The 17,770-nt window shown below is 37.4% G+C and carries 17 protein-coding genes; 13 read left to right on the top strand and 4 right to left on the bottom strand.

Translation table 11 applies throughout. From position 1 onward, the window contains the following. Positions 1 to 223 precede the first annotated feature (223 nt). Positions 224 to 994: a dihydropteroate synthase gene (folP, locus tag LIV57_RS20360; protein ID WP_227944060.1), complete on the bottom strand. Its 771-nt coding sequence runs from the start codon at positions 992 to 994 to the stop codon at positions 224 to 226. A 469-nt stretch (positions 995 to 1,463) separates the two neighbouring features. Here folP and LIV57_RS20365 point away from each other — a divergent pair, with 469 nt between their 5' ends. From LIV57_RS20365 to tpiA, 4 genes are all read left to right on the top strand, one after another. Continuing rightward, on the top strand, positions 1,464 to 2,030 hold the full coding sequence (locus LIV57_RS20365) for a DUF1599 domain-containing protein (RefSeq protein WP_110009240.1): 567 nt from the start codon (positions 1,464 to 1,466) through the stop codon (positions 2,028 to 2,030). Between the two features lies 1 nt (position 2,031). Next, complete coding sequence (locus LIV57_RS20370) at positions 2,032 to 3,141, top strand: BT_3928 family protein (protein WP_227944061.1); 1,110 nt, start codon at positions 2,032 to 2,034, stop codon at positions 3,139 to 3,141. Between the two features lie 142 nt (positions 3,142 to 3,283). After that, positions 3,284 to 3,631 carry a TerB family tellurite resistance protein gene (locus tag LIV57_RS20375; protein ID WP_142719433.1) on the top strand — a complete coding sequence of 116 codons (348 nt, stop codon included), beginning with the start codon at positions 3,284 to 3,286 and terminating at the stop codon, positions 3,629 to 3,631. Between the two features lie 41 nt (positions 3,632 to 3,672). Continuing rightward, positions 3,673 to 4,431, top strand: a complete 759-nt coding sequence (gene tpiA / locus LIV57_RS20380; protein ID WP_110009237.1) for a triose-phosphate isomerase — start codon at positions 3,673 to 3,675, stop codon at positions 4,429 to 4,431. Between the two features lie 68 nt (positions 4,432 to 4,499). Here the strand turns inward: tpiA and LIV57_RS20385 are convergent, their stop codons facing one another. The 3 genes from LIV57_RS20385 to dnaG all read right to left on the bottom strand — a co-directional run bounded on the left by LIV57_RS20385 (position 4,500) and on the right by dnaG (position 8,969). Next, a complete protein-coding gene (locus LIV57_RS20385; protein ID WP_227944062.1) occupies positions 4,500 to 5,768 on the bottom strand; it encodes an esterase-like activity of phytase family protein in 1,269 nt (422 codons plus the stop codon). 414 nt (positions 5,769 to 6,182) lie between these two features. Then, positions 6,183 to 6,869: an ATP-dependent Clp endopeptidase proteolytic subunit ClpP gene (gene clpP, locus LIV57_RS20390; protein ID WP_027373257.1), complete on the bottom strand. Its 687-nt coding sequence runs from the start codon at positions 6,867 to 6,869 to the stop codon at positions 6,183 to 6,185. 111 nt (positions 6,870 to 6,980) lie between these two features. After that, on the bottom strand, positions 6,981 to 8,969 hold the full coding sequence (dnaG, locus tag LIV57_RS20395; protein ID WP_202839532.1) for a DNA primase: 1,989 nt from the start codon (positions 8,967 to 8,969) through the stop codon (positions 6,981 to 6,983). Positions 8,970 to 9,171: 202 nt separating this feature from the next. Between dnaG and tsaE the strand changes: the two genes are divergently transcribed. The 9 genes from tsaE (at position 9,172) to LIV57_RS20440 (ending at position 17,770) form a co-directional block, all read left to right on the top strand. Next, complete coding sequence (tsaE, locus tag LIV57_RS20400; protein ID WP_227944063.1) at positions 9,172 to 9,579, top strand: tRNA (adenosine(37)-N6)-threonylcarbamoyltransferase complex ATPase subunit type 1 TsaE; 408 nt, start codon at positions 9,172 to 9,174, stop codon at positions 9,577 to 9,579. A gap of 68 nt (positions 9,580 to 9,647) precedes the next feature. Beyond that, complete coding sequence (locus LIV57_RS20405) at positions 9,648 to 10,838, top strand: alanine dehydrogenase (RefSeq protein WP_227944064.1); 1,191 nt, start codon at positions 9,648 to 9,650, stop codon at positions 10,836 to 10,838. Further along, positions 10,838 to 11,209, top strand: coding sequence for a DUF4258 domain-containing protein (locus LIV57_RS20410; RefSeq protein ID WP_034692291.1), 372 nt, complete (start codon positions 10,838 to 10,840; stop codon positions 11,207 to 11,209). Before LIV57_RS20405 ends, LIV57_RS20410 begins: the two co-directional genes overlap by 1 nt. A 16-nt stretch (positions 11,210 to 11,225) precedes the next feature. Beyond that, positions 11,226 to 11,999 (top strand): histidine kinase, encoded by a 774-nt coding sequence (locus LIV57_RS20415; RefSeq protein ID WP_227944065.1) that lies wholly within the window; start codon positions 11,226 to 11,228, stop codon positions 11,997 to 11,999. Continuing rightward, a complete protein-coding gene (locus tag LIV57_RS20420; protein WP_227944066.1) occupies positions 11,974 to 12,684 on the top strand; it encodes a LytR/AlgR family response regulator transcription factor in 711 nt (236 codons plus the stop codon). The genes LIV57_RS20415 and LIV57_RS20420 overlap by 26 nt, the downstream gene beginning before the upstream one ends. A gap of 227 nt (positions 12,685 to 12,911) precedes the next feature. Next, complete coding sequence (locus LIV57_RS20425; protein ID WP_227944067.1) at positions 12,912 to 15,191, top strand: cation:proton antiporter; 2,280 nt, start codon at positions 12,912 to 12,914, stop codon at positions 15,189 to 15,191. Between the two features lie 83 nt (positions 15,192 to 15,274). Then, positions 15,275 to 15,787 carry a hypothetical protein gene (locus tag LIV57_RS20430; RefSeq protein WP_227944069.1) on the top strand — a complete coding sequence of 171 codons (513 nt, stop codon included), beginning with the start codon at positions 15,275 to 15,277 and terminating at the stop codon, positions 15,785 to 15,787. A 27-nt stretch (positions 15,788 to 15,814) separates the two neighbouring features. Beyond that, complete coding sequence (locus tag LIV57_RS20435) at positions 15,815 to 16,357, top strand: hypothetical protein (protein WP_227944070.1); 543 nt, start codon at positions 15,815 to 15,817, stop codon at positions 16,355 to 16,357. Between the two features lie 390 nt (positions 16,358 to 16,747). After that, complete coding sequence (locus LIV57_RS20440) at positions 16,748 to 17,770, top strand: LysM peptidoglycan-binding domain-containing protein (protein WP_227944071.1); 1,023 nt, start codon at positions 16,748 to 16,750, stop codon at positions 17,768 to 17,770.

Here is a 17,770-nt window from a genome sequence, read left to right on the forward strand (position 1 = left end):
GTACATACTTTTATACTATAAAAAATTTAAAACAAAAAAACCGTTTCATAGTTTGAAACGGTTTATATATAATTTAAATTAAAATCTATTTAAAATGCCGTTTCTTTACTGTTGTTAATGACAACAGCAATAATAGAAATGACAATAATATTTTTCTGATTCGTAAAATTCATATTGCAAATGTATAAACTTTTTAATTACTCACAAGTTTTTTTTGCACTTTTTATTTTTTTCGTAAAAAACGGGTCAGTGTTTCCTTTGCTTCAGCCACATCGTGAACCCTCAAAATTTTAGCTCCCTGTTCCAATACTTTCATGTGCAGTTTCTGTGTTTCCTCATTGATATCCAGCGGTGATTTTCCCAAAGGCCTGTAGATAAACGACTTTCTGGAAATCCCTATCAGCAGAGGAAATTTTCCGAACCCGAGGTATTCAACTTCGTGGATCATTTTCATCTGGTCTTCCACTGTTTTTCCGAAACCAAAACCGGGATCAAGAATGATATCATTCACTCCTTTTTCTAAAAGTTCTTTTGTTTTTTTTGAAAAATATTGGTTCACTTCCAGTGTAATGTCTTCAAACTTTATTTTATCATGCATGGTTTCGTAAGAAGGATTTACATGCATCAGAATATAAGGAAGTTTCGTTTCAGCAGCTGTATTGAACATTTCCGTATCATACTGACCGCCTGAGATATCGTTGATCAGATCAATTCCTTCATTACATCCGAATTTTACAGTTTCTGCGTAAAAAGTATCCAGGGAAATCAGCGTTTCCGGAAACTCTTTTTTAATCTGAGAGATGGTATTTCCGATTCTGCTGATCTCTTCTTCAGCACTTAAAAATTCTGCATCGGGACGTGTAGACTGTGGTCCGATATCCAGTATTTCAGCTCCGTCCTTCAACAGTTTTTCAGCGTGTTTCAACGCTGATTTTTCATTATTGAATTTTCCGCCATCAGAGAAAGAATCCGGAGTCATATTGAGGATTCCCATGATCTTTGGAGTGTCTAATTGTACTAATCGGCCGTTGCAGTTGATTGAATGAGTTGGAGGGTTTGAGTGTGGGAGAGTTGGAGAGTTGGAGAGCATGAGTTAGGTTATGATTGATAAATGATAATTGATGAATGATTTCTGTGCTGCAAAATTAGTGATTTATGAGTTTTAAATAAGAAATTAGAAGTTAGAAGTTTAGAAGTTAGCTGTTGAAAATTAGAAGCTGGAAGTTGCTCCTTTACTCCTCAAAACTGGATAAATCGAATATTGAAACTCTTTCCTCAAATACTCTCTAACCCTAAAAACCCTCAAACTCTCAAACCCAACAACTCGAATCCCGAATCCCGAAACTCTCAAACTCTCAAACTCTCAAACTCTCCCACGCTCAAATCCTCTGACTCACAAACTCAGCTTATCAAATTGAAAAATCTAAAACCGAATTCGTATATTTGGAAGATTAAGAAGATTTATGTTAAAAACATCAGTACAGTTTGAGAAAGTTATCAGTCAGTGCCGTGATCTTTTCGGCAAAAAATTGCAGGATTATGGTGCGGCATGGAGGGTTTTAAGACCAAGCTCCATTACAGATCAGATTTATATCAAAGTCAACAGGATCCGTACGCTGCAGATGACTGATAAAAAAATGGTGGATGAGAGTGAAGAAGATGAATTTATCGCCATTGTGAACTATTCTATCATTGGACTTATTCAGTTGGAAAAAGGTCTTTCCAATGATTTCAACGAAAATAAAGAAGAAATTTTAGGTCTGTATGACCAATATGCCAACGAAGCGAAAGCTTTAATGGAAAGAAAAAATCATGATTACGGTGAAGCATGGAGGGATATGAGGATTTCTTCGATTACGGATCTTATTTATCAGAAAGTATTGAGAACCAAACAGATTGAGGACAACCAGGGACAAACGATCGTTTCGGAAGGGCTTGATGCGAACTATTTCGACATGCTGAATTATGCCGTCTTCTGTCTGATCAAGTTCTCGGAAAAAGAAAATCAGTTCGAACCCAAAAATATTTAATATGCTCAAAGGTTTATTACGCTTTATTATTGCTGTCATTTTTATCCTTTCAGGCTTTGTGAAAGCCGTGGATCTGGTAGGTTTTTCTTTCAAAATGGAAGAATATTTCTCTCCTGCTGTTTTCAATATGCCGTTTTTTGAAAAGTTTGCCCTGCTGTTTTCCATTATCGTGGTGGTACTGGAGCTTTTCTTAGGATTTATGCTGCTGCTTAAGTTAAAGCTTAAATTTACCTTATCCATATTAATTGCGCTTTGTATTTTCTTTGGATTCCTGACGTTCTATTCGGCTTATTTCAATGTGGTAACAGATTGTGGATGTTTTGGAGATGCTATCAAATTCACTCCCTGGCAGAGCTTCTTAAAAGATGTTGTACTGCTGGTAGGATTGATTATCTTATTTGTCCTTTACAGAAAAGATTTCCGTAAAAAAGATGAGTATGGAGTTACTTCAAAAGAGTCTTCCCATACGTTCCAATATATCCTTTTAACAGTCTTTTCTTTGGGAATGATTTATGTTATGGCACAGGGAATCATGCATGAACCGATCATTGATTTCCGTGATTATAAAATCGGGACAGATATTAAAGGTGAAAAAGCTAAAATTGACAAAAACCCTTCTGAATATAAGACGTTTTACTCCCTGAAAAATGAAAAAACAGGACAGATAGTAAAAGTAAATCAGGATGATTATATCAAAAAAACAGAATATTGGGCAGAAGGTTCTCCGTGGAAAATTGAAGATGGAAAAAATGAATCTGTATTGATCAAGGAAGGTTACAAATCTGAAATTGTAAAATTTAAGATTGAAGATCCTACAGGAATGGAAGTTACCAATGAGATCATCAACGCTCCAAAAGCTGTTCTGGTGTTCTCCTATCATCCAAAAGAAATCCCTGCTGACCTGCTTCAGAAAGTGGAGACAAAAGTAAATGCACAGAAAGGTGCTCTTATCTACGGAGTTTCAACAGAACCGAATACTTTTAAAACCATCAAAAATGTACTAATGGACGGAACTGCCATTAAAACAATAGCAAGAAGCAACCCGTTTGTACTGATTCTTGAGAATGGAAAAATTGTAGATAAACAACCTGCAAAGGACTACGTTAATTAATTATAAATGATGAATGATCTTTTAACGAAAGCTAATTGTGGATCAAATATCAAATATCAAATATCAAATATCAAATATCAAATATCAAATATCAAATATCAAATATCAAATTTAAACACTAAACCTAAACATATAAAAGCTCATGCAAAAATCAAATAAATCAATCGCCGGTTATCATTTATTAATGATTCTTTCTTCTGTAGACGGAGAGTTTGCTCCTGAGGAAGGAATGCTGGTACAGCAATACCTGGCGGATGAATTTCCTTTCAGAATGAACCTTGATAATGAATTGGATACTTTGGCCCTTTTACAGCCTGAAGAATGGAAAGATCATTTTGAATTCCATGCAAGATGTTTCCATGACGATTCTACAGAGGATGAACGTGTGAAATTTGTTCAGTTTGCTAAATCTTTGATCAAAGCAGACAATAAAGTAACTGAGGAAGAGCACACCTTCTATGTTCTACTGAAAAACCTTTGGGGATTATAAACCATTACGAAAAAAATAAAATAAATCTATATTTAAATCTTATGAGAAGAAAAATAGTTGCAGGAAACTGGAAAATGAACAAAAATGTAATTGATGCACAGCAATTGATGATTCAGTTACTAAGCTATAAAAACAATAACGCTACCAACTGTGAAGTTTGGATTGCTCCACCGGCATTATACCTGATGATGGCAAAAGACGTTTTTGAAAAGGATGAAATCGGAGTATTTTCTCAGGATATGAGCGAGCACGAAAGCGGTGCTTACACAGGTGAAATTTCTGCAGATATGCTGGAATCAATTGATGCTACAGGTTCATTAATCGGACATTCTGAAAGAAGACAATATCACGGAGAAACAGATTCTCACTGTAACAGAAAGATCAAACTGGCTCTTGATAAAGGTCTTATTCCTGTTTACTGTAATGGAGAAACTCTTGAACAGAGAAAAGCAGGGCAACACCTTGAAGTCGTAAAAAACCAGACAGAGGTAGCTCTTTTCACGCTTTCTGCTGAAGAGATCAAGAAAGTTGTGATCGCTTATGAACCGGTTTGGGCTATCGGAACAGGAGAAACGGCAAGTCCTGAGCAGGCTCAGGAAATCCACGCTCACATCAGAAACATTATTGCTGCAAAATACGGACAGGAAGTTGCTGATGAAGTTTCTATTCTTTACGGAGGTTCTGTAAAACCAGACAATGCAAAAGAAATTTTCTCTCAGCCGGATATCGACGGAGGTCTTATCGGAGGAGCAGCTTTGAAATTAGAGGATTTCTCTAAGATTATTGAAGCTTTTAACTAGAATTCATTGATCTAACAATAAAAACGGCGGAATCTTCGATTCCGCCGTTTTCCGTTAAAAAAATCTAATTATTGAATATCGACTACATACATTGTTCCCTTGTCTACTTTACCCGTTTTAGGTAAAATTTTGGATTTTGGATTTCCGTTTCCATCATCTACCACTCCAAAGTCATCATCATTGAAAACAGCCAGCTTATTATTTCCAAGATAAACAATTCCCTCGAATTTATCATGTTCGTAGCCCAGTTTTGCTACCAGATCTACTGCTAATGTTTTGGTAACAGCTTTTATCCCGGAATTGGTAATTTCGTCCCATGAACATTGTTCTAAAGCTTTTCCATTGATTTTCATTCCGTCAACAGCGGTGATATCGGCTCCGTTTACATCTGTTGCATTGCTCAGATTGATTCTGTATACTTTTTTGATTCCGCCCTGGGAACCGAAATTTCCATCTCTTTCAATTACCAGGAATTCACTGTTACTTATTGCTGTAATATCACAAACCGAATCTGAAGCTCCACCATCCTGCTTGTATAAAAACTGTTTAGTCTGTCCTGTAACCGTATCAAATGTGACGATTCTCGTTAAAGTTTTATTGGTAGCCAATGCCTTACTGGGAACATACATCATCGACTGCATGGTTCCTACCAATGTTCTGCCATCAGGAGTCATACAAAGTCCTTCCATTCCTCTGTTGGCTCTTCTTTTCGCTAAAACAGCAGGTAACTTTCTTGGTCCTGTATTTACTCCGATCGGGCTTATTCTTTCCATCTCCATTCCATCAGCACTGTAATGGACGATATGTGGTCCGTATTCATCGGAGACCCAGAATGTACCGTCAGCGGCAGCAACAATACTTTCGCTGTCAAGACCATACTGATCAGTACCTAATACATTTCCGGAAGCATCATATGCTATTTCTCCTGTGCTACCCATTCCAACAGGATTTGGAAGTCCGGTAATAGATTGTCCGGATGGATTTTTAAGCTTAATATATTTGATGACCTCTACATTCCCGTCTGCATTGATTTTAAAATGCATAATGGTGGGTGTAAAGCCAGGGGCAAGGAATTTTTTACCATTCTGGAAGTCCGTATTAGGACCTCTGTCTGTAATGACATAGAACTCACCTTTTCTTGTTGGATGAGCGGCAGCACCGGAACCAAATCCGCCGTTGATTACATCCACTCCGTTTATCGTAGACAGTTTGGTAAATGGAAATTCCTGAGGCAGTTTGGAATAATTAATATCCTGATTAATTATGGTTGTATCATCATCACTTTTACATGAAGCCCATACCGCCAGCACGACTGCAGACCATAGTAATTTTTTCATATTCACTTTTATGGCTGCGAAAGTATAAATCGATTGTAAACTGATCTTAAATATAATGATAATTGTTTTTTAACAATAGGATCTAAAAAGAAAGCGATTCTGTTACAGGACAGAAATGTTGAATGGTTATAGACCTTTACAACCACCCCGTCAAAAATTCTTTGAATTTTTGACACCCCTCCGGAGGATGGGAATTTTTACGTCTTCAGTTGGAATTTGGCCAGCATTGTCGATTTCTTATGAAGTATTTTTGCCGGATTATTACAGCCGGATTTCTTCGGAATGATAAGCTGTATGGATAAACCTCCATTCCAATTGTGTCATTCCGCAGAATGTAAATAGTAGAAATTTTAAAACATAACCCAACAAAAAAACCGCACCAGATGGGTGCGGTTCTCATGATTTGATAATCAATTATTTTTTCTCAGTAGATCTTTGTAAAACCTCATCTACCATTCCGTAACCTTTTGCTTCTTCAGAAGTCATCCAGTAATCTCTGTCAGAAGATTTTTCTACCCACTCATATGTTTGTCCTGAGTGATGACCGATGATTTCATAAAGCTCCTGCTTCAGTTTCAACATCTCTCTTAAGTTGATCTCCATATCAGAAGCAACTCCCTGAGCACCTCCTGAAGGCTGGTGGATCATTACTCTTGAATGCTTAAGCGCAGAACGTTTTCCTTTTTCTCCTGCAACTAATAATACAGCTCCCATTGAAGCAGCCATACCTGTACAGATTGTCGCTACATCCGGCTTGATGATCTGCATGGTGTCATAAATACCTAGACCCGCATATACACTACCACCAGGAGAGTTGATGTAGATCTGAATATCTTTTGAAGGGTCAGCACTTTCAAGGAATAAAAGCTGAGCCGTAACGATGTTTGCTACCTGATCATCAATACCTGTTCCCAGGAAAATAATTCTGTCCATCATCAGACGGGAGAAAACGTCCATCTGAGCAACGTTTAATCTTCTTTCTTCCATGATGTACGGAGTAAGATTCGTTGGGCCATACATTCCCATATACTGATCGGTAACCAAACCGTTGTTTCCTAAATGTTTTACAGAGAAGTCTCTGAATTCCTTTTTAATGTCCATATTTCTATTATGTATTATTTTTAAAATATTCTCGAAGTTTAAATTACAATATTTATTCCTAAAATTTTATAGGACTTTTTGTCACAGAATATCCAAAAATCTGACTCTTGTTTATCTCTTCCTATCTACATAAATCCCTTTGATCGGTGAATATTCTATGATATTGCTCAACCGTATGGAAGCCTGCTTTAAAAGCGTGATTTTTTTGATCAGCTCATAATATTTTACCTCATCCGTATTGCTGTACTGATCAAGTTCTTTGGCTGTTTCCTTGATCAGATAATCAATATACCGGTACTTATGTAACAGAACATCTCCCTGGATCTGATCTGCCACTTTATCACCATAATTGGGAGGATAGATATTTCTTGAAGCCCAGTTTTCAAGTTCATCCAGCGGGATTAAAGCATCTACAACCTTTGTGGTAATCTCTTCGTCCATAAAAGATACAAAAAAGTTTCCACTTCTGAGTTCATCTTTTTGAATTCCTTCTCTCACCTGATTGATAATAATCTCATTTTCTTTGACTAAAAATGTATACTGCTCTTCTTCAAAATGATGAAGAATTTCTTCGATAACGGTAATCTGATATTCCTCATTATTCTCATTCTTCCTTTTCAGAACAATATCTCCGAACATCAGCATATGATCTACCAGTTTATTCTCCATGAATAATACATCATACAGAAAAGGATCCTCTTTTTCCTTATCCAAAGGAACAATCTCCATTTTCGGAGCTGCTGCTTTTTCCTTCTGCTGCTGCTGAACATGATGCGTCTGATTCTGGGTGATCTGCTTTTGAACATCCAGCTCATTGAAAAGACTCTGTTCGGAAAGACCGAATTTATTGGAAACCTCTTTAAGATAAACCTCTCTTTTCAGGGCATTTTGTACAAAAGAGACAGATTTTACAATATCTCTGATCGCTTCAGCCTTTTTAATCGGATCATTTCCGATATCTCTCAGGAGAATTTCCGCCTTGAAATCAATGAAATCCATCGCTTCATTTTCGATGTACTTTTCAACGTATTCCTGCGGATGTTTTCTGGCAAAGGAATCCGGGTCATCTCCATCAGGGAAAAGCAAGACACGGATGTTCATTCCCTCAGTCAGCAGCATATCAATACTTCGGAAACTGGCTTTGATACCGGCATTATCACCATCAAAAAGAATCGTTACATTTTCCGTAAGTCTCTTAATGAGTTTGATTTGTTCCGTTGTCAAAGACGTTCCGGAACTTGCCACTACGTTTTCGATTCCGGACATATGAAGGGAAATCACGTCCATATACCCTTCCACCAAAAGACAGGCATTCTTTCTTGAAATCGCCTGCTTGCTCTGGTTTAATCCATAAAGAACATTGGATTTATGGTAGATTTCCGTTTCCGGTGAATTGAGGTATTTCGCTGTTTTGACATTATTCTTCAGGATTCTTGCTCCGAAACCTAAAACCCTTCCTGAAAAACTGTGAATAGGGAAAATAACCCTTTCCCTGAAACGGTCAACCCCTGCAGGTGTATTTTCCGGGAAGATGGAAAGTCCGGATTTCTCAAGAATTTCTTTATTATAACCTTTTTCAAGCGCATAAGCCGTGAAAGCATTCTTTTTCTCCGGAGAATATCCAAGCTGGAATTTTTTAATAATATCATCCCTGAGTTCTCTCTCTTTGAAATAAGAAAGTCCTATACTTCTGCCTTCCTGATCATCCCAAAGGATCTCCTGAAAATAAGTATTGGCAACCTCATGAATTTTATACAGCAGATCTTTTTCTGTCTGGGCATTTTTTGCTTCTTCAGAAATTTCACGCTGGTCTTCTTCAATTTCAATTCCGTATTTTTTTGCAGCGTGGCGAAGTGCCTCAGGATACGTAAAATTTTCAATTTCCATCAGGAAAGAAATGGCTGTTCCTCCTTTTCCTGTAGAGAAATCCTTCCAGATCTGCTTGCTGGCAGAAACTACAAAACTGGGTGTTTTTTCATCATGAAAAGGACTGAGCCCTTTGTAGTTAGACCCTGCTCTTTTTAACTGCACATATTCGCCCACAATCTCTTCAACGCGGATCGTGGAGAATATCTTATCAATGGTCTGTTTGGAAATCATGCTGTAAAATTAAGTAATTTATAGGGAAGTTGGAAGAGTTTCGGAGTTTGAGAGTTAGAGGGTTTTAGGGTTAGAGGAGTATTTGAGGTTTAAAAGAGTTCATTTAGAATCCAACCTCCAGCTTCTAGCTTCCGGCTTATAATTTCTAATTTCTTCTCATTAAAAACTCATAAATCATTATTTTTGCAAAACAAATTAGCATATGCAGTTCACTATACATACAATCGAAGACTGGCAGGAAGTTGTTGACACCATCATTCCTCAATTACAACATAATATTCTTTTATTAAAAGGAAATCTGGGAGCAGGGAAGACAACCTTCACTCAATTTCTGCTTAAAAATATGGGCAGCAATGACGAAGTAAACTCTCCCACATATTCTATTGTGAATGAATACAATACTGAAAAAGGAAAAGTATATCATTTTGATCTTTACCGTTTAAAAAACATTGAAGAGGTATATGATATCGGAATTGAAGAATATCTGGATAACTCTTTTCTATGCATCATCGAGTGGCCGGAAGTGTATGAAGAGGAACTTTATGGCCTTAAGTACCACACAATGAGTATTGTGAATACGGGTGAAAACAGAGAAATTTCATTCGATTAAATATTATGTATCTTTGCTCATAAATTGAGTGTAAAAAAACAATCTGTAAGACATAATTTAATTTAAGGATGAGTACAAATATTTTTACTCCTTTCACAGAAGAAGAATTAATGCCGAAAGAGGAAAAATTGGAGGTTATAAAGAAAGGAAAACAGTTCAGTATTGGAATTCCTAAAGAAACCTGTCTCAACGAAAGGAGAACCTGCATTACTCCTGACGCCGTACAGGTGTTGGTAGAGCACGGCCATGAAATCATTATTGAATCAGGAGCCGGACAAGGTTCATTTTTTACAGATTTACAGTATTCGGAATCTGGGGCGAAAATCACCAATGATCCTAAAGAAGCATTCGGGCAGGATCTTATCCTGAAGGTGAACCCTCCTACAGAAGATGAAATTGAGTACATGAAACCTAATACGTATCTGGTTTCAGCACTTCAGATCAACCTCAGAGATAAGGATTATTTCTTAAAGCTTGCAGAGAAAAAAATAAACGCCATCGCTTTTGAATTTATCGTTGATGAATACAAGCAGCTGGCTTTGGTAAGATTAGTCGGTGAAATTGCAGGAACCGTTTCAATCTTATATGCCTCCGAATTATTAGCGTTATCAAACGGCTTAATGCTGGGAGGAATTACAGGAGTAAGACCTGCAGAAGTTGTCATCCTTGGAGCCGGAATTGTAGGTGAGTTTGCTACAAAAGCAGCGATTGGTTTAGGAGCAAGTGTAAAAGTTTTTGACAACTCTTTATCAAAACTGAGAAGACTTCACACCATCGTTGACAGCCGCGTACCGACTTCCATTATTGATCCTAAAGAGCTCAGCAAAAGTCTAAGACGTGCTGATGTAGTGATCGGAGCACTTCCCAGATTGAATATGACCCCTATCGTTACTGAAGATATGGTGATGAAAATGAAAAAAGGCAGTGTCATCATCGATATTACCATAGACAACGGTAAAGTGATTGAAACTTCAGAACTTACCACCATGGAAGATCCTTATGTCATCAAACACGGTGTCATCCACTGCGGACTTCCGAACCTTACCTCAAGAATGCCGAGAACTACCACTAAGGCTATCTCGAATTTCTTCCTTTCCTATATTTTAAATTATGACGAAGAGGGCGGCTTTGAAAACATGCTGATCCGCAAAAATGAAATGAAGCAGAGCTTATATATGTACAAAGGAAGACATACCAAGAAGATCATCTGCGACCGTTTCGGACTTACGTACCACGATATCAATCTTTTAATTTTCTAATGAAGAAACTGAAATTTTATGCAATAGGCTTCGTTCCGGGGCTTTTGATCGTATTTTTTATTTTAAACAAAAAAGGGGCAAGCTGCAGCGGATATTTACCGAACAGCCGTGTGATTGCTGAAAGTCTTTCCAAAGAATTCAAATATTCTGAAGAGGCTAAAAACGCAATGACGACCTACAAGATTGATGAGAAATTTATAAAAGACAGCATCATTACCAACGGAAAAGTAGACTTTGACCGCAGCCATGCACAAAAGAAACCATGTCCGGATTATCTTATCACTTATCCTGAAAAAAATCCGTCTTACGAGATCACTTTTGAAAAGTGTGAAGAAACCGTGACAGTGAACGGTCTTAAGAAACTTAAATAGTTTTCAAAAACAAGCTATGGACGGCAATTACTACATGATTCATGATTATCTGATATTCATCGGAGTTTTTGCCATTTTCCTGTTTCTGACAATAAGCATTTATCTCTACAGCCAGAATCAAAAGCTGAAACAGAGAAACACCAAACTAACAGAAACCAATAAACTTATTGAGCAGCGCCTGAATGAAGTTCGTCTGGAACATATCGGGACAAAGCTGAATCCTCATTTGTTTAAAAATATTCTGAACTCAGTGCAGTCTCACGCGTATCAGACGTATATGTCACTGGATAAGCTGGCGAATGTGCTGGATTATATTTTATACGAAAGCAACAATAAGTATGTAAGCCCGAAAGAAGAGCTTAATTTTGCTTTAAGCCTTATTGAGATTAATAAAATCAAGATCAATCCTCTTTTTGACTTCAGAATTAAATCCAGGATCAATAAATCTGATGCGCTTTATGAAGAAAAGGTATTTGCCCCGCTGATCTCGGTGGATCTTATTGAAAATGCCTTCAAACATACAGATTTTCTTGCTCAGGACTCTTTTATTTCTATTTATATGGAGCTTGAGGACGGTATTTTCACTATGAAAGTCAGTAATAAAGCTTCTCTGAAAAATATTCTGGAAAAAGAAAAAAGCGGTTTTGGAAGCCAGTCTTTTGATCAGAGGCTTAAAATGATCTACAGTACGTATTATCAGCTGGAAAGAAGCTCAAAAAACGGAATATTCACAGCGGAATTAAAAATCAATTTAGGAGAATTCTATGATAAAATGCGTTATTCTGGATGATGAATTACTGGCCATCAGCTATTTAAAACTTCTATGTGAGCAGATTGAGAATGTAGAGGTGGTAAAAGCATTCAATGATCCTAAAATTTTTCTGAATGAAATAGACAGCCTCGACTGTAATCTGTGCATTCTGGATATTGAAATGCCCGGAATGACAGGACTTCAGGTAGCTGAGATTATTTCAGGCTCCAAAAAGATCATTTTTACCACGGCTTATAAAGAATATGCAGCCGAAGCTTTCGATCTGAATGTGGTGGATTATGTAAGGAAACCCATCAAAAAAGAAAGACTGATCCAGGCTTTCGAAAAAGCTAAAGAACTGGTGGAAAATGCTCCTAAAAAAACTTTTATCGAGTGGAATACCAATATTGGAAAAACCGTTATATTCACAGAACAGATTTCTTACATCAAAACCTCTGAAATCGACAGCAGGGATAAAGATATCATGCTTATTGACGGAACGACTATCGTATTAAAAAACCTGAATTTTAAAAACCTTCTGGAAATGCTGCCATCAAAAGATTTTGCTCAGGTCAACAAAAAAGAAATTATCGCATTGTCTTCCATTAAGGTATTTTCAACCAACGAAATCATTACCACGATTCCTGCGGAAGATCACGGTTTTCTGAAACTTCAGATCGGTGAGGCCTACAAAAGTTCACTGATGGAACTGTTCGGAAAATAGTCCTTTTCCAGATCTTTCCGGTTTCATTACAGAATATAAGTCCTTTATTACAACTCCCCTTTTTCAGTAAGTAATCCCTTTACTTTTGCATAAATTTATTTGATTTTATAATGAAATATTCTTTCATATAGATTTTATTACATTTTTCAGAGCATTCGTTACATTTTAAAAAAAAGGATATTTAACATAACTATATTCTTATCAAATTTGCATAAAATATTGGAATCATGAATTTGGGGAAATACAAAAATTTAATTTTCTATATTACGACCATAGCCGTTTTTTCCGCTTTGATGTATTATTTCATCATAGAAGGGCAGACGCTGGAAGTAAAGGAAAATATTATTGCTAACACCAGCAGCGGCTCTACCTGGGATAATTTCCTGGAATCCTTTAAAACCAATCTTCACCATCCGCTTGCCTTATTATTGGCGCAAATTGTCACTATTATTATCACAGCGAGGCTTTTCGGATGGATTTGTATGAAAATAAAACAGCCTACGGTCATTGGAGAAATGATCGCCGGTATTGTATTAGGGCCATCACTTGTAGGAATGTATTTTCCCGAGTTTTCCGCCTTTCTTTTCCCAAAAGAATCATTAGGCAACCTTCAGTTTCTGAGCCAGATAGGTCTTATCTTGTTCATGTATATTGTTGGGATGGAGCTGGATCTGAGTGTATTAAGGAAAAAAGCTCATGATGCGGTTGTCATCAGCCATGCAAGTATTATTATTCCTTTTGCTCTGGGAATAGGACTTTCTTATTTTGTTTATCAGGAATTTGCTCCGGATGGTATTCAGTTTACGTCTTTTGCTTTATTTATAGCCATTTCAATGAGTATCACAGCATTTCCGGTACTGGCGAGAATTGTACAGGAAAGAAACCTGCAGAAAACCAAATTGGGAACGATTGTTATTACCTGTGCTGCTGCCGATGATATTACCGCATGGTGTATTCTTGCTGCCGTAATTGCTATTGTAAAAGCAGGTTCTTTTGCAAGCTCTATCTATGTGATTATCATGGCTGTTGCTTATGTATTTTTAATGATTAAAATTGTAAGACCTTTCCTGAAAAGAGTCGGAGACCTTCAGGCCGGAAAAAATACGATCAGCAAACCCATGGTGGCTATCTTTTTCCTGACCCTGATCCTGTCTGCATACGCTACTGAGGTCATTGGTATTCACGCCTTATTCGGAGCTTTTATGGCGGGAGCTATTATGCCGGAAAATACAAAGTTCCGTACCCTTTTTATTGATAAGGTAGAGGATGTGGCATTAGTACTTCTGCTGCCATTATTCTTTGTATTTACAGGACTTCGTACCCAGATCGGCCTGCTTAACGACAGCCATCTGTGGATGACCGCAGGATTTATTATTCTGACCGCAGTTCTCGGAAAGTTTGCCGGAAGTGCCCTGACCGCCAGATTTGTAGGTATTAACTGGAAAGAAAGCTTAACGATAGGAGCTCTGATGAACACAAGAGGTCTTATGGAGCTTATTGTACTCAACATTGGATATGACCTTGGCGTTTTAAGCCCTGAAATTTTTGCAATGCTTGTGATCATGGCTCTCTTCACCACTTTCATGACTGGGCCTGCACTGGATTTTATTAATTTTATTTTTAAATCTAAAAAAAACCAGAACGAATCCATTCAGGATAATGATTCCAAATACCGTGTTCTTCTATCGTTTGACAAGCCGGAATCCGGAAGTACTTTGTTGAAGCTAGCACACAATTTCACCCATAAAATGAACGGTAATAAAAGCATCACCGCGATGAATATTGCTCCGGTAGATGAAATGCATGCCTATGACATCAATGAGTATGAAGAGTCACAGTTTCAGAATGTCATTGAAACCTCTCAAGATCTGAATCTGGAAGTTACTACCCTCTTCAAAGCATCTACTGATATCGAAAGTGATCTTACCAGCATTACCAACAAAGGACATTATGATCTTCTCCTGATCATGCTTGGGAAATCTATGTATGAGGGAAGTTTATTAGGAAGGTTATTAGGCTTTACCACCAAGATTATTAATCCTGAAAAACTATTGAACACGGTAAAAGGCAAAGGAAATATATTCAACAATTCTCCTTTTGACGATTTTACCCTTCAGATTCTCGACAAAACCAATATTCCTGTAGGAATTTTGGTGGAAAAAGATTTTAAAGCAGCCGACAAAGTATTTGTTCCGATCTTCAATCTGAGTGATTTTTACCTTCTTGAATATGCTAAAAGACTGATCAATAACAATAATTCTCAGATTATCATTCTGGATGCCGCAGGACAGATCCGAAATAATATTGAAGTAAAAGAACTGATCAGAAGTATTGAACAGGTAGCCCCTAATCACATTACGCTGTACAATGAGAAGAAGATTGAGAAAGAATTCCTGAATTCCCATGACCTGATGCTCATCAGCAGTAAAAGCTGGAAAAACCTGATCGATACAAAAAGTTTATGGCTGTCTGATATCCCATCAACATTAATAATATCAAATCCATAACACAATAACACACACCGATATTTCTATTTCTATTGAAGCTGTAAATATTATTCGTTGTCTGTAAAGAAAAAACGGGTATATTTATGGCTTTAATTTTTTGGGACATGCTGATTAACAGTGAAAATGGAGTTATAGAGCTGGAAACCTTTGCTACCAGACTTTATAAAGGAATGAGTCTTGATCAGCTGAAACAGTCTGATTTTTATAAAGAAAAGTATCATGATCTGTGGGATGTAAAAACCGGATATTTTTGGTATTATTTTAAGCCTGTAGAAATACAGGGATATCAGGTATCTTTCAGTCTGTGTTTTTTTAAAGATCAGCTGGACATCATCCATATGAATACAGGGAAAAACAGTGATGCCAAAGACTGGAATGAATGGACAGAAGAAAAAGAAATGAAGGTTTTCCACCGGAATAACACTTTTTTATCAAAAATCCTGGACAGCCCGCCAACCCAAAAAAAGAAAAAACCTTATCCCAGCTGCACCTTCAGATTTCCCTGGGGAGATGTGTGGTCGGTTTACGACCCGAGAAGCGCCGCCAGCTTTATGGGAATCAATTATAATGAAGAGGAAAAAATAAATACAAAATAACTTATAACCAAAGAATAAGAGAACACTATGTGCCGATATGCCATGATGGTTTACAAAGGTCATTATGCCTGTTTCAACTGCCAGAAAACATTCAAACGCCGCCACCTGAAAGATGTGGACCGGGATGCTCCGACCTCTGTGGAAGCCAAGTGTCCTGAATGTGGGAATCTGATGGCCAATATGGGACTTGACTTTAAATCCCCGCCCAAAAATGATGACAAGCAATGGGCTCACATCCGGGATTTGTATACGGTTGGAATCACTTTTCATTCATGTGGATGCTCTGGTCCCGGATATATTCCGCAGGATCGGAAGGCTATTATTGATTACCTGGAAAAAGTCCGTTCAGAATACATGAAATCTCTGGTATTCTGGAGATACCGCACAGAGCCTGAAAATAAAAAAGAACGTGAACTGGACTATCAGAAAAACAGCTCACACCTATGGGCCGTCAACCGTAATGCTTTCAAAGAAACAGTGACCAATCAGGAAGGAATAAACTATTGGCTTAAAAGAATCAATGAGGTGGAAGAAAGGCTCAATATTATCAAAGCTGATCAACAGAAATAATAGACATTATTCAGCCAGTTTCAGATGTTTTCTACCCCCAAAGCCCTATGCTCGTCCAGTTTATAAGTATTTAGATTCCTACCGGAATGACAAACTGTATGAGTAAGACAACCATTCCAATTGTGTCATTCCGGTAGGAATCCAGCTTGTATTGCACAAAAAAACATTAGAAAGTCACAATTTTAGCAAAAACTTCAACAGAAGACACAACATTCACCTACTTTGGAGAGGTGGCGAAAATTCAAAGAATTTTTGACGGGATGGTTTTCAGGGTGGTTTCTTCACACCATCAGTTTCATGTCGTAATTCTACTACAATTTTTAAAATTTAACCCCAAAAATTCATTTCCAACAGAGTTTTTTAATAGCTTTATCTGATAATTCACATTGGATGGAAATTGATTTCTTACAATATAAGGTACGAAACGGAGACACGCTTACCTCCATCGCTTCCCGGCTGGGTATGACCGGTGAGGAGCTTAAGCTGTTTCATAATTCCCATTGCCCGAAAATGGATAAAGTCTGGTTTGAAAACCTTAATGACGTTAAAAAGATTTTTGTCCCTACTCATTTTAAAACAGAATCGCAGAAGGAAAATGAAAGGAATAACAGTCTTCCCGGCCAGTTCTCCGATTCCTTTTGGGCCCAGACTTATAGTATTAATGAGACTTTTGAAACGTCTTTCGAATCTTCAGTTAACATCGATTATACCATTGATGTAAATCTCCGAAAAGACAAAAACACAGGTCTGTATATCCTTAGCTACAGTCAGAGAGACTTTAAATCCGGAGGAAATGAACCGGATGATAAGGTAAGCGGCCTTTCTATAGCCTGCATGAAAAGTATTATGCCGCTTGAATTTATTCTTAATGAACAAGGCAGGATAAAAGGATTGGCAGATCATAAAAAAATCACGGAAACTTTTAGCAGACAGCGTAAAGATCTTGAAGAGTTTTATGTAGGTGAAGTCGCTCGAAATTATATAGATTCTTTTGAAAGGAACATCAGCAATGAAGTGTTTTTATTACAGCAATTTCAGAGCACACTGCTGTTTCAGGCTCTGTTTCCCCAAACAGACTGGTTCCGGAGAAAAATAAAGTGGACAGAATCTTTTTATTTTTTACGGAATTCATTTCCGGTAGCCTGTGAAATCAAACCTGAACATAAAAATAAAGAAGAGGACTCTGTTTTGACTATTTTAAGCGGAAAAATCACTGAATTATGTACCTCACAGGAGATCATGCGCGGGATCAGGCTCAAAAAACCGGCTGCAAGACCTGCTTCAGGAAATATTGTATTAGAATACACCACTCACACTAAAAATAAGAATCTTCTTCAGGCTAAAGCCTCGGTTTTACTCAGCCATGAAGAGGTATTGATACACCAACATCACATCAATATAACACAAGGATAA

The organism is Chryseobacterium sp. X308 (assembly GCF_020733145.1).
Lineage (GTDB): Bacteria > Bacteroidota > Bacteroidia > Flavobacteriales > Weeksellaceae > Chryseobacterium > Chryseobacterium cupriresistens.

Excerpts from the sequence above, each read along its gene's own strand:
- folP (WP_227944060.1), bottom strand. The coding sequence starts at position 994 with ATGGGAATCCTCAATATGACTCCGGATTCTTTCTCTGATGGCGGAAAA.
- LIV57_RS20365 (WP_110009240.1), top strand. The coding sequence starts at position 1,464 with ATGTTAAAAACATCAGTACAGTTTGAGAAAGTTATCAGTCAGTGCCGT.
- LIV57_RS20370 (WP_227944061.1), top strand. The coding sequence starts at position 2,032 with ATGCTCAAAGGTTTATTACGCTTTATTATTGCTGTCATTTTTATCCTT.
- LIV57_RS20375 (WP_142719433.1), top strand. The coding sequence starts at position 3,284 with ATGCAAAAATCAAATAAATCAATCGCCGGTTATCATTTATTAATGATT.
- tpiA (WP_110009237.1), top strand. The coding sequence starts at position 3,673 with ATGAGAAGAAAAATAGTTGCAGGAAACTGGAAAATGAACAAAAATGTA.
- LIV57_RS20385 (WP_227944062.1), bottom strand. The coding sequence starts at position 5,768 with ATGAAAAAATTACTATGGTCTGCAGTCGTGCTGGCGGTATGGGCTTCA.
- clpP (WP_027373257.1), bottom strand. The coding sequence starts at position 6,869 with ATGGACATTAAAAAGGAATTCAGAGACTTCTCTGTAAAACATTTAGGA.
- dnaG (WP_202839532.1), bottom strand. The coding sequence starts at position 8,969 with ATGATTTCCAAACAGACCATTGATAAGATATTCTCCACGATCCGCGTT.
- tsaE (WP_227944063.1), top strand. The coding sequence starts at position 9,172 with ATGCAGTTCACTATACATACAATCGAAGACTGGCAGGAAGTTGTTGAC.
- LIV57_RS20405 (WP_227944064.1), top strand. The coding sequence starts at position 9,648 with ATGAGTACAAATATTTTTACTCCTTTCACAGAAGAAGAATTAATGCCG.
- LIV57_RS20410 (WP_034692291.1), top strand. The coding sequence starts at position 10,838 with ATGAAGAAACTGAAATTTTATGCAATAGGCTTCGTTCCGGGGCTTTTG.
- LIV57_RS20415 (WP_227944065.1), top strand. The coding sequence starts at position 11,226 with ATGGACGGCAATTACTACATGATTCATGATTATCTGATATTCATCGGA.
- LIV57_RS20420 (WP_227944066.1), top strand. The coding sequence starts at position 11,974 with ATGATAAAATGCGTTATTCTGGATGATGAATTACTGGCCATCAGCTAT.
- LIV57_RS20425 (WP_227944067.1), top strand. The coding sequence starts at position 12,912 with ATGAATTTGGGGAAATACAAAAATTTAATTTTCTATATTACGACCATA.
- LIV57_RS20430 (WP_227944069.1), top strand. The coding sequence starts at position 15,275 with ATGGCTTTAATTTTTTGGGACATGCTGATTAACAGTGAAAATGGAGTT.
- LIV57_RS20435 (WP_227944070.1), top strand. The coding sequence starts at position 15,815 with ATGTGCCGATATGCCATGATGGTTTACAAAGGTCATTATGCCTGTTTC.
- LIV57_RS20440 (WP_227944071.1), top strand. The coding sequence starts at position 16,748 with ATGGAAATTGATTTCTTACAATATAAGGTACGAAACGGAGACACGCTT.